We start from the raw sequence: 10844 nt of genomic DNA, 5'->3' as shown, positions 1-10844 counted from the left end.
GGCACGCGCCGCGCGGGCCATGCCGGCGAGGGGCTCGACCGCACTTGCCGTTCCAGGGCTGAGGCCCGACCGACACCTGATGCAAACGAAGAGACTGGGGTGCCCCGAGGTTTCCGGACAGGTACTACAGCCGGAGATCTTGAGGGTCGGCGATCGGCGGGATCGGTCGGTGGTGCGCCCAGGGCTGTAGGCGGAGCGGAAGTGGGTCGCCGCGTCGTCGGTAGTGGCTGACCTGGGCTCGGGTCTGGTGTCGAAGCCGAGTTCCACGGCCCACTCGGCGAGGGTGTCTGCCCACCGCCGCACCTTGCCGACGAGCCCCGGTCCGTCCCCGCGGTCGCCGATCACGCCGGTCACGTTGTAGACGCCGGAGCGTCCTCGGGTCGCGGCCTGCGCCGGCGGCCGCCTCGCCGATGATCCGCTCTTAGCTAAGCCGAGAAAACAGCCAACTTCATCGCCTCATCTGACCTGAACAACACAACCGAGGAAACACTCATGCCAATGTTTCACGCCCACCTTCCGGCTCAAAAGTTCTCTAGCGAAGAGAAGCGGGCTCTGGCGGATGCCTTGAATCTCGCTCTTCATGAAGCCATGGATACACCTATGGATGACCGTTTCGTCATCATCAGTGAGCACAAGGACGATGAATTCTTCATCCATCCGACTTTTCCTGACGTGAAGAGATCCGACAAGCGCATGATCGTAACGGTGACGACCGGTACGAGCAGGACGGTGGAGCAGAAACGCAAGCTCGCGGAGTTGGTCACCCGATACGCCGTAGAAAAGGTTGGCGTCAGCCAGGACGATGTCACCCTGATGATGTATGCCATTCCCTTGGAGAACATGAGCTTCGGCGGTGGAAAGCTGGTCTCTGACATCGACCTCTCTATGCCTTGGGTAAACAAGTAAGAAGGAAGAAGCTGCCCTGTTCTTTGGATCGGGGCAGCGAAAATGACTTGAAACGGACGTCCCGATTGTTTCTCAGGTGTGGGGCTCATTAGCGGAAAAGGATTCAGGCCCCGTTCGCGACGGAGCAGCTCAAGGGCGGCGACCTGTGCGATGTCACGCGCATCGATTATCGTGAGCCCCTTGTCACGGCCTGACATCGAATAGACGTCATAACCAGTAATCGGCGCTATTTAATGCCAGCAGCGGTCATTACGCCCTTCGGTTCATTATCGCGAGCGGAGCCTGTGGGGCTCGAAAAGTCGTCGCTGCAGGTGACGTCAGGTATTCGGCCTCGGCTGAGAGCATGTCCGCGTGACCGTCTCACTGGTGTACAAGGTCGTGCGCAAGCTACTGTCCATCCCCCGGGTACTGCTGCGCAGCCAGGCCACGAAGGACGCGGAGTTGCTCGTGTTGCGGCACGAGAACGCGGTGTTGAGGCGTCAGATCCACGGCCGAGTCCGGTATGAGCCCTTTGACCGGTTCTGGCTGGCTGCGCTGTCCGGGCTGATACCCCGCTGCCGGTGGCGTGGGGTCTTCCCGATCACGCCCGGCACCCTGCTGGCGTGGCATCGCAGGTTCATCGCGGCGAAATGGGGCCGGGAGACCACCGACCAGGGCGGCGCTCAGGAAGCTCATACTGCGACTGGCCCGGGAAAATACGAGGTGGGGCCACAGGCGGATCCAGGGCGAGCTGGCTCGCCTGGGGCACCCGATCGCCGCATCCACCGTATGGAACATCCTGACAGCCGCGGGCATCGATCCAGCCCCACGCCGTACCGGCCCAACCTGGCGCGAGTTCCTCACGAACCAGGCCGAGGGCATCATCGCGGCAGACTTCTTCCATCTCGACACCGTGTTCGGACGCAGACTGTACGCGCTCGCCTTCCTCGAACACGGCACCCGGCGCCTCCATATCTCCAACGTCACGGCACATCCCTCCCGGGAATGGGCCGTGCAGCAGGCCCGGAACGTAGCCGCCGACCTGAACACGCGTATGGAGTCCCTGCGATTCCTGCTCCGTGACCGCGATGGCAAGTACGGACAGTCCTTCGACGCCGTCTTCGAAGCCGATGGCATGGAGGTGATCAAGAGCGCGCCACGAACGCCGCGGATGAACGCCCACTGTGAACGGGTGATCGGCAGCATCCGGCGCGAGGCCCTCGACCACATCCTGATCACGAACGAGGCACACGCCCGACAGGTCCTGGCCGCCTACCAGCGGCACTACAACACACATCGCCCTCATCGAAGCCGAGACCAGCTACCTCCTGACGCCGGGCAGCAGCCCATCACCGTGCACAACCTCAACGCACGCAGACTCCTGCGCACACGCGTCCTCGGCGGCCTCATCAACGAGTACCACTACGCCGCTTGACCAGTAGCGATGACTTTTCGAGCCCGACACGGTCACCGGCCGCACTCACCAGGCCGCCCGCGTGCTGGTGCCGTAGGTGTGCGGGTCGACGGGCTGCTCGGCCTTGGGCAGGTGGGCGACCACGAGTCGGTAGGAGTCGGTGACGAGCTCTCTGACGAGTTCCTTGTCGACGCCTTCTCCGCTCTCCAAGGTGATCCAGTGCTTCTTGTTCATGTGGTAGCCGGGGGTGATGTGGCTGTACTGCTCCCGCAGGGCGTGGGCCTCACCGGGGTCCGCCTTGAGGATCACGACGGGGCGCCCCGGGACTTCGGTCATCAGCATGAACACCTTGCCGCGCACCTTGAAGACCTCCCAGTCGTCGCCGAAGGGATGCTCCAGCTGGGCTCCGGGAAGCTCCTCGGCGCAGTCGGCGGCGGTCTGGTGCAGGGTCGTTCCGTTCATGGGGCGTTGCCTTCCTCACGGGGTGGTCGCGGCGGCACACCCCATCCTTCCTTCGAAGCCGACAAATAGGGCAGTAGGCTGCGGACACGTGATGGTCGACAAGCGACACCCCAGCCCGAGCGGACAGGCCGGACCGGCCGCGGTCCCGTTGTACGGTTTCCAGCCCCCGGTCGGCACCCCGTACGGCCTTGAGGTGAGCACCGTCGAGGACTTCTTCGCCCAGCACGACGACTGGCCGTGGAACCCGCCCCGTCCGGGCCGCGCCACCTTCCACTACCTCATCGCCGTCACCGAGGGCGAGTTGCGGCACGACGTCGACCACCTCACGCGGACCGTCGCCCCCGGCCAGTGGCTGTGGGTGCGCCCGGGGCACGCGCAGTGCTGGCATCCGCCCGGCGCCGCCCGCGGCCCGTTCATCCTGTTCGAACCGGATGTACTGCGGCCCGACCTCGCCCGCCTGCTGGCCCCGCTCACCGCACACGAGGCTCCTGCCGTACTGAGCCCGCACCCCGGCGATGCCGCCTGGCTCCAGCAGACGGCACTCCAGCTTCTGGACGAACACCGCGCACTCGGGCGCCGCCCCCTCGATGTCCATCACGCCTTGCGGCGCAGCCTGCTCGAATCGTTGCTGCTGCGCCTCACCGACGCCCCCGGGATCACCCCCGCCGACACGGGTGCCGGCAGAAGCCGTGGTGACGCCTACGGACGGTTCACAGACGCCCTGGAGCTGCACTTCCGCGAACTGCACCAAGCCGCGGACTACGCCGAGTTGCTCGGCTGCTCGGTCCGCACCCTCAGCCGCGCCGCCCGGGACGCCACCGGCAAGGGAGTGCGTGAGCTCATCGACGAGCGGCGCCTGCTCGAAGCCCGGCGCCTGCTGGGAAGCGCCCGATGGGATGCCCGGTCCGTGGCCGACCACCTTGGCTTCACCGATCCCGCGAACTTCGGCCGCTTCTTCCGCGACCGCACCGGTCTCACCCCGGCCGCCTTCGCGGCCCGCGCAGTGAGGACCGACGCGTGACGGAAACGCGGCGCAGGCCCCTTGCCCGTCAGGAGGCGATGGCTCGGCGCGGTCAGTCCGTGGTGAAGCTGGACAGCATCGCAGCGGGGTAGCGGCTGCCTGCCGAGCCGTGGGGGAGGATCTCCGTGATACGGGCCAGATCGGCGGCGGAGAGCTGGACGTCGGTGGCGCCGGCGTTCTCCTCAAGGCGCTTGGTGCTGCGGGTGCCGGGAATGGGCGCGACGTCCTCGCCCTGGGCGAGCAGCCAGGCCAGCGCGAGTTGGGCGGTAGTGATGCCCCTGGTGCCGGCCAGATCATTGAGCTGTTCGATGGCGTGCACGTTGTACGTGTAGTTCTCGCCCTGCCAGCGCTCGTCCCAGCTGCGCATGTCGTCCGCGGGGTACTCGCTGGCGGGCTTGACCTGACCGGCGAGGAAGCCGCGGCCGAGCGGGGAGTAGGGCACCAGACCGATGCCGAGTTCCCGCAGAGCGGGAAGGATGTTCTGCTCGACCTCCCGCTCGAAGAGCGAGTACTCGTACTGGAGCACGGAGACCGGGGTGACGGCGTGGGCGCGGCGGATGTACTGGGGGCCGACGTTGCTCAGGCCGAAGTACTTCACCTTGCCTTCGGTGATCAGTTCGCCGACCACGCCGGCGACCTCCTCGACCGGAACGGCGGGGTCGGAGATGTGCTGGTAGAAGAGGTCGATGTGGTCGCTCTGCAGGTAGCGCAGGCTGTTCTCGGCGACCTTGCGGATGTTCTCCGGGCGGCTGTTGAAGCCGGGGCTGTGCAGCGGGGCGGTCATGTCGAAGCCGAACTTGGTGGCGAGGACTACCTCGTCGCGGAAGTCCTTGACCGCCTCGCCCAGGAGGGTCTCGTTGCTGCCGGTACCGGCGCCGTACAGCTCGGCGGTGTCGAAGAAGTCGATCCCGAGTTCGTGGGCGCGGCGGATGGTCGCGATGCCCTCGTCGTCGTTCGAGGCGCCGTACCCCATGGACATGCCCATGATTCCCAGGCCGAGCGCCGAGACGCGCAGACCCTGAGAGCCCAGATTGCGGTGCTGCATGAGTTCACTCCCTCGGTGTTTCGCCGGCTTCACCCGCAGGTCAAACCGAACTGTTCTGTTTGACTCTACGCGCCGATCACCCGGATGCCAAACCGAACGGTTCGGTGCTTTATCCTGGGGCCATGTCCCAGTCCCGCGACTCCGGCCAGACCGCAGCGCCCGCCGCCGCCGGCGGCGGCGACACCACGCGCGAGCGCATCCTTACCGCTGCCATGGAGGAGTTCGCCCGGCACGGCATCGCCGGCGCGCGCGTGGACCGCATCGCCAAGCTCGCCAAGACCAGCAAAGAACGCGTCTACGCCTACTTCCGTGGCAAAGACGCGCTCTATGCCGCTGTCGCTGCACGGGAGTATGTCGTCATCGCTGAGGCCACCCATATAGACCCGTCCGACCTCCCTGGCTACGCGGGCCGCCTGTTCGACTACTTCGTCGCCCGTCCAGACCACCACCGCCTGATCACCTGGGGCCGCCTCGAACTGCCGGGCACCGCGACCGATACCGACGATCCCACCCAGGCAGCGATCACCCGCAAAATCGACCTCCTCCGCCAGGTGCAGCAGGCTGGACAGCTCGACCCCACCTGGGACCCGGCCGACGTCCTCGCCCTGGTCAACCAGATCGCCACGACCTGGGCGTCGCAACCCGAACTCAGCGAGGCCGCCGCCGCACACGCCGTGGACCCCACCACCGCCGCCCGCCGCGCCGCGGTGGTGACCGCAGTCGAGCGGCTTTTCCCTCGAGCACGCTGAGGTCGCCCGGACCGGCGGCAGCCTGCTCGAACATTCCCGAAACGGTGCCGGCCGCCCTTGCCGCTCACCAATGGGCGCATCCTGCCGACGAATCAGCGCTCCTGGGCCAGGGGAACAGGTGCCGGGTGGCAGGCACGGGCGCCCCTTGCGCCTCACGCGGTGTCAGGATTTCGTGCTCACCGGCGCTTACGTTGTCGGCCCTCGCGTATTGGGGGTGGTTGGTTGTCGTTTCTCAGTTGCCCAGGTCTCAGTCGTCCAGGACGACGACGTGCTTGCCCGGCGTGGTGCCGGACTCGACACCGGCATGGGCGTCACGGACCTGTTCCAGGCCGTGGTAGACCTTCGCGACCGGGACTTCGAGGCTCCCCGCGGCGATGGCCTGGAGCTGGCGGGCGAAGACTTCGGCCGGCAGGTCGGCGGCCTGACCGCCGTAGGACGTCAGCCGCACCCCGTTGGGGATCATGAACGGGTTGAAATCGGGGATCGCCCACTGGCCCGCCAGGGCTCCGGTGAAGCAGACCGTGCCGTGCCGGCGGACGGTGCGGAGGGTGTCGGCGAGGACCGAGCAGCCCACCAGCTCCAGTACGGCGTCGACGCCCTCCGGCATCAGCTCGCGCACCTCGTCGGCGATCGTGCCGCTGTCGAGGAGGGGGTGGTCGACGCCCGCGGCCCGCAGTTGCCCGGCCCTGGCCGGGCTGCGGGTGGTGGACAGCACGGTGGCTCCGATGTCCTTCGCGATCGTGGCCGCGCTCAGCCCGACGGTGGAGGTGCCGCCGCGGATCAGCAGCATCTGCCCCGCCTGCAGGCCGAGGCCGGTGGCGAGGGAGCCGTACGCGGTCTGGAACATCTCCGGCAGCGCACCGACGACCTCCCACGGCAGACTGGTCTCGAACGGGATGACCTGCTCCGCAGGGACGGTCACGTACTGGGCGTACGCGCCGTCGTATGAGCGGCCCATGCCGCCCATCATGGTCGCCACCCGCTGTCCCGGCCTCAGTTCGCTGTCCTCGTCGACCTCGTCGACCACCCCGACGCCCTCGATGCCGGGCACGCGCGGGTAGGTGACCACCGCGTCCGACTCGCCCTTGCGGGTGGTGACCTCGGACTCGTTGACGCCGAACGCCTTCACCTTGATCCGCACCCAGCCTGGCTTGCGGACGGGCACCGGCACGTCCTTGATCTCCAGTGCGTCGAGGCCGCCGGGCCGGGTGACGACGACGGCCCGCATCGTCGCCGGTGCAGCGTCGCCGACTGCTGACGGTTGGCTCATGCCGAGTTCCTTACCGTTTGTCCCCTGCGCTGTTCCCGTATCGCCCGCCGACTGTCAGGCGCGGTCGATGCCCTCCCACAGGTCGAGGGCCTGCTGGTAGTGGGCGGTGGCCTCGAAGGGAGGGATGCCGACGCTTTCCGAGGCGGGCCGGTCCGTGACGGCGGGCCACAGGCCGGTCTGCTCGCCGGTGGCGAAGTCGAGGACGATGTCGCGGATACGCGTGTCACGCTCGGCCTGTTCTGCGCTGCGGCCCGGCTGTTCCTGGCCGACCAGGGCGTACATCTCGGTGCCGTGCACGGCGGGAGCGCCCTCGGCGGGCCCGATCAGAAGGAGATGGGCGTTGCCGCCGCCGGCGGCGTGGGTCAGAGCGCCGCGGGCTGCGGGGAGCCCGAAGACGTAGTCCGTCAGGAGCGCGGCGCGGACCTCGGCAGGGGTGCGGCCGCCCTGGTCGTAAGCGTCGACGATCTTCTTGGCGCGGGAGCGGGGAATGCGCCACCCCGCGACCTCATCGACGATGCGGTCGACGGTGTGCGGGTCGAAACGGTCGAGGTCGTTCGCCACCCACCAGCCCATGTCGTCACTGGCCATGCTCAGCAGCACGTCGACATCACGGTGTGCGCCCGAGGCGAGTTCGTCCATGGGGTGGGCGTGCAGCACCGCACCGGGCTGTCCGGTGTCCAGGACGACGCCGAGACTCTTGCTGTCCATCCCGCCACGGACTCCGAGGTCCGTCGGGGTGACCTTGTGCAGAGCGGCCACCAGGGAAGCCGTGTCGAGGTCGATCAGCTTGTCGGGGTTGTCCGCGACGCCGAGTTCGGTGACGAACCGGTGGGCAAGTTCCTCGGCCCACCAGACCGGCTGGAGACGCGAGGGCCCGGCGGAGAACCCGGCCAGTCGCCGGTACAGGCCATTGGCGGAGGCGGCGCCGAGCAGGCCGAAGGTGGCATAGGCGCCGCCGCTGTGGCCGTAGACGGTGACGTTGTCGGGGTCGCCGCCGAAGTGGGCGATGTTCCGCTTGATCCAGGTCAGCGCGGCGATGACGTCCTGCAGGCAGAGGTTGCTGGCCTCGGCGAGTCGCCCGCCGTACTGCGAGAGCGAGAGGGCACCCAGCGCGCCGAGCCGGTAGTTGACCGACACGCCCACCACGCGCCCCGTCGCGGCGAGACCGGAGGCGTTCGAGGTGATCTGTGTGTTCGCGCCGTACTCGAATCCGCCGCCGTGGATGTACACGGTCACCGGCAGCGCCTTGTCGGTTGGCTGTTCGGGGGCCCACGCGTTCAGGTTCAGGCAGTCCTCGCCCGTCCCGCTGTCCGCTTCGAGCCAGTCGCCGGTGTCGGGCTGGACGGAGGCGACGCCCTTGCGGTCGTAAGGGAGGTCCGGATCGAAGTCCGCGACCACGGGACGGCGGTACCGTTCGGCGGTGGCGTACGGGATCCCCCACCAGGACCGTACCCCTGGTGCAGTCGGGGCCTTGGGCGCGGTGGAGGTCATGACATGTCCTTCCGGGGCGGTTCGGATGCTTCGCGCGGTGAGTCGGCGGCTGGTCGCTCGTGGTGACGCGTTCCCATCGTTCCCTGAGAACTGACAAAACGCCCGCCGGGCAGCGGTCACCAGATGGTCACCAAGTGACAGTTAGAAGCTGACGCTGTCGGGGATCTTGGCTTCCGCTCTGTACGTGCACTGCGCGTAGTGGGAAGTTGGAGGGCCCGCGGCGGCCGGACTGGTCCTCGGCCCCAGGTGTTCCACTCGCCCTAGATGATCAATTCCAAGGGATGCCTGCGGAGGGTGTGGGGTGGGCGGCGGCCGAAGCCACCGCGAGACGGTCAGGCGGCGGGCTGCCGGCCCTGGTTGTCGAGGTGGCAGCGGGCGGTCAGGCGCCAGGGTCGACTTCGGGGTGCGTGAACCGCACGGGCTTGCCCAGCGACCGGGCGTAGGCGATTTCGGCTCGGGTGCTGTCTCCGATGTAGTCGCCGACTAAAGCGCCTGAGTTCGCAATTTCTGAGCGCTCGGTGACTCGAACTCGGGCGGGACTTGCGTGAAGGCCAGCCCTCGTCGTCGTCCCTTCATCCAGCAAGCGGGGCGTATGTCGTGGCCGTCGCAGGCCCGATGCCATCCCTGGGTTCCCAGCTGCGGCCGTGCGTCGGCCTCGGTGCGCGGGTTCCCGAGCGTCTGCCCTCGGTACAACAGCATTCGTCGTGAACATCGCAGGCGCCACCGACGAGAGACACGTAGGGGTGTTTCCGAGAGGTCCTGACCTGCCCTGCTTCTCTGTAGATGGTGATCGTTGCCCGGTGCGGCGGTGATCGTTGCCCGATGGGTCAAGCTGGGTACACGGCGGCGATGCGGGGCAGTCGGGCGGCGATGCGTTCGTGGTCGTCGAAGTCGAAGTTCCACTCGGGGTCGAGGTGGGGGTAGCGGATCGTGAAGGTGTCGCGGGGTGGTTCGTTGCCAGTGGCGCTCTGGTAGGCGTTCCAGACGATGGTGAGGATTGCCTCGCCATCGAGGTCTCTGCCCTCGGCGGCGGCCAGTTGGATGGCGGGGAGGTCAGCCAGGCTGTCCGGGTCGTTGATGACCTGTTCGAAGGTGGTACGGCCCTGGGCGATGTCTCCGGCGGCCCCGAAAGCGGCGCCAACCGGCCAACCACGACCCTCGGCTGACCGCTGGCGCAGTTCCTGTCCCGCCTGTGCCGTTCAGCAATGCGTCGTTGCAGGTCGTAGGGGGGTCTGGTGATACTCGGGGCCGCCTGGGACGATGCCGAGGATGATCGTCTCGCTGGTGTATCAGCTAACGCGGAAGCTGCTGTCCGTCCCAGTGGTATTGCTCCGCCAACAGGCAGCCAAGGACGCAAAACTACTGGTACTCCGACACGAGAACGCGGTGCTGCGCAGACAGCTCGAGCGTCCGGTGCGCTACGAGCCGGTGGACCGAGTGTGGTTCGCCACGCTGTCCTCCCTGATACCCCGGTGGCGATGGGCGCAGGTGTTCCCAGTGACTCCAAGGACTTTGCTGGCGTGGCCCCGAAGGCTTGTCGCACGCGGCTGGGACTACAGCAAGCGTCGGAGCAAACCTGGCCGACCACGGACGGCGAAGGTGATCAGGGAGCTCGTGCTGCGGATGGCCCGAGAGAATCCGCGATGGGAGTGCCGCCGAATCCAAGGCGAACTGGCGCAGCTCGGGCATCGGATCGGTGCTTCCACGGTATGGGCGATCTTGACCGCTGCCGGCATAGGCCCTGCGCCTCGCAGAGCCGGGCCGACATGGCGTGAGTTCCTCACGATGCAGGCCGACAGCATCATCGCCTGCGACTTCCTGCACATCGATCTGGTGGATCTCCGCCGGGTCTACGCGCTGGTCTTCCTTGGGCACAGCAATCGCCGCCTGCACATTGCCGGCGTCACCGCCCACCCGACTGCGCAGTGGACGGTACAGCAAGCCCGCAACCTAGCCGTCGAGTTGGGCGTGCACTTTGAGTCGCTTCGCTTCTTGGTCCGCGACCGGGACAGCAAGTACATTGACTCGTTCGACGCGGTCTTCGAGTCCGAGAGCATCAAGGTCTTGAGGACTGCGCCGAGGTCCCCACGGATAAATGCGCATTGCGAGCGGGTCATTGGGACACTGCGACGCGAGGTCCTCGATCACGTCCTGATCTGGAACGAGACCCACGCCCGGCACATCCTCGATGTCTACACCCGGCACTATAACGGCCATCGCCCCCATCAAGCTCGAGAGCAACTGCCGCCTGACGCCAACGACCTGGTCACACCGCGGGCTGACCCGAGCACCCCGCCACGACTACTGCAGACTCGCATCCTTGGCGGCCTGATCAACGAGTACAGATATGCGGCCTGACCAGCCGCGATGAGTTTCTGAACGGCACAGGCCTTCGGCTACTGCCTGGGTTGTGAGATGTACCTGCTCATCCGCCACGGCCGAAGCGCCTGACCACGCGCGCCGGAGACCACCACCCCGCCGGGGCGATGAGGCCCGCCCGAAGCACG

The 10844-nt window shown here is 67.2% G+C and carries 9 protein-coding genes and 1 pseudogene; 5 read left to right on the top strand and 5 right to left on the bottom strand.

Going from position 1 to position 10844, the window contains the following annotated elements:
• The first annotated feature begins 492 nt into the window (after window positions 1-492).
• Window positions 493-906, top strand: a complete 414-nt coding sequence (locus ACZ6CL_RS16940; protein WP_075033969.1) for a tautomerase family protein — start codon at window positions 493-495, stop codon at window positions 904-906.
• A 351-nt stretch (window positions 907-1257) separates the two neighbouring features.
• Window positions 1258-2320, top strand: a pseudogene (locus ACZ6CL_RS16935) (integrase core domain-containing protein).
• Between the two features lie 45 nt (window positions 2321-2365).
• Here the strand turns inward: ACZ6CL_RS16935 and ACZ6CL_RS16930 are convergent.
• Entirely contained in the window at window positions 2366-2761 is a 396-nt protein-coding gene (locus ACZ6CL_RS16930) for an MmcQ/YjbR family DNA-binding protein (protein WP_468936777.1), read from the bottom strand.
• 88 nt (window positions 2762-2849) lie between these two features.
• On the opposite strand from ACZ6CL_RS16930, the gene ACZ6CL_RS16925 reads away from it, so the two are divergent.
• Entirely contained in the window at window positions 2850-3782 is a 933-nt protein-coding gene (locus ACZ6CL_RS16925; RefSeq protein ID WP_468936774.1) for a helix-turn-helix domain-containing protein, read from the top strand.
• A gap of 52 nt (window positions 3783-3834) precedes the next feature.
• On the opposite strand, the gene ACZ6CL_RS16920 is transcribed toward ACZ6CL_RS16925, so the two are convergent.
• On the bottom strand, window positions 3835-4827 hold the full coding sequence (locus tag ACZ6CL_RS16920; RefSeq protein ID WP_468936772.1) for an aldo/keto reductase: 993 nt from the start codon (window positions 4825-4827) through the stop codon (window positions 3835-3837).
• 122 nt (window positions 4828-4949) lie between these two features.
• On the opposite strand from ACZ6CL_RS16920, the gene ACZ6CL_RS16915 reads away from it, so the two are divergent.
• Window positions 4950-5576, top strand: coding sequence for a TetR/AcrR family transcriptional regulator (locus tag ACZ6CL_RS16915; protein WP_468936770.1), 627 nt, complete (start codon window positions 4950-4952; stop codon window positions 5574-5576).
• 247 nt (window positions 5577-5823) lie between these two features.
• Here ACZ6CL_RS16915 and ACZ6CL_RS16910 read toward each other — a convergent pair whose 3' ends face one another.
• The 3 genes from ACZ6CL_RS16910 to ACZ6CL_RS16900 form a co-directional block, all read right to left on the bottom strand.
• A complete protein-coding gene (locus ACZ6CL_RS16910) occupies window positions 5824-6846 on the bottom strand; it encodes an alcohol dehydrogenase catalytic domain-containing protein (protein WP_468936767.1) in 1023 nt (340 codons plus the stop codon).
• Window positions 6847-6900: 54 nt separating this feature from the next.
• Window positions 6901-8337, bottom strand: coding sequence for a carboxylesterase family protein (locus ACZ6CL_RS16905; RefSeq protein WP_468936765.1), 1437 nt, complete (start codon window positions 8335-8337; stop codon window positions 6901-6903).
• Window positions 8338-9164: 827 nt separating this feature from the next.
• Complete coding sequence (locus ACZ6CL_RS16900) at window positions 9165-9398, bottom strand: hypothetical protein (protein WP_468936829.1); 234 nt, start codon at window positions 9396-9398, stop codon at window positions 9165-9167.
• Between the two features lie 208 nt (window positions 9399-9606).
• Here ACZ6CL_RS16900 and ACZ6CL_RS16895 point away from each other — a divergent pair, with 208 nt between their 5' ends.
• Entirely contained in the window at window positions 9607-10695 is a 1089-nt protein-coding gene (locus ACZ6CL_RS16895; protein WP_468936762.1) for an integrase core domain-containing protein, read from the top strand.
• The last annotated feature ends 149 nt before the right edge of the window (window positions 10696-10844 follow it).

Source organism: Streptomyces sp. NPDC041200, assembly GCF_055591805.1.
Note: the sequence above shows the minus strand (reverse complement) of the source record. Positions and strands in the feature narration are given on the sequence as shown.

Excerpts from the sequence above, each read along its gene's own strand:
- ACZ6CL_RS16920 (WP_468936772.1), bottom strand. The coding sequence starts at position 4,827 with ATGCAGCACCGCAATCTGGGCTCTCAGGGTCTGCGCGTCTCGGCGCTC.
- ACZ6CL_RS16940 (WP_075033969.1), top strand. The coding sequence starts at position 493 with ATGCCAATGTTTCACGCCCACCTTCCGGCTCAAAAGTTCTCTAGCGAA.
- ACZ6CL_RS16930 (WP_468936777.1), bottom strand. The coding sequence starts at position 2,761 with ATGAACGGAACGACCCTGCACCAGACCGCCGCCGACTGCGCCGAGGAG.
- ACZ6CL_RS16905 (WP_468936765.1), bottom strand. The coding sequence starts at position 8,337 with ATGACCTCCACCGCGCCCAAGGCCCCGACTGCACCAGGGGTACGGTCC.
- ACZ6CL_RS16915 (WP_468936770.1), top strand. The coding sequence starts at position 4,950 with ATGTCCCAGTCCCGCGACTCCGGCCAGACCGCAGCGCCCGCCGCCGCC.
- ACZ6CL_RS16910 (WP_468936767.1), bottom strand. The coding sequence starts at position 6,846 with ATGAGCCAACCGTCAGCAGTCGGCGACGCTGCACCGGCGACGATGCGG.
- ACZ6CL_RS16895 (WP_468936762.1), top strand. The coding sequence starts at position 9,607 with ATGATCGTCTCGCTGGTGTATCAGCTAACGCGGAAGCTGCTGTCCGTC.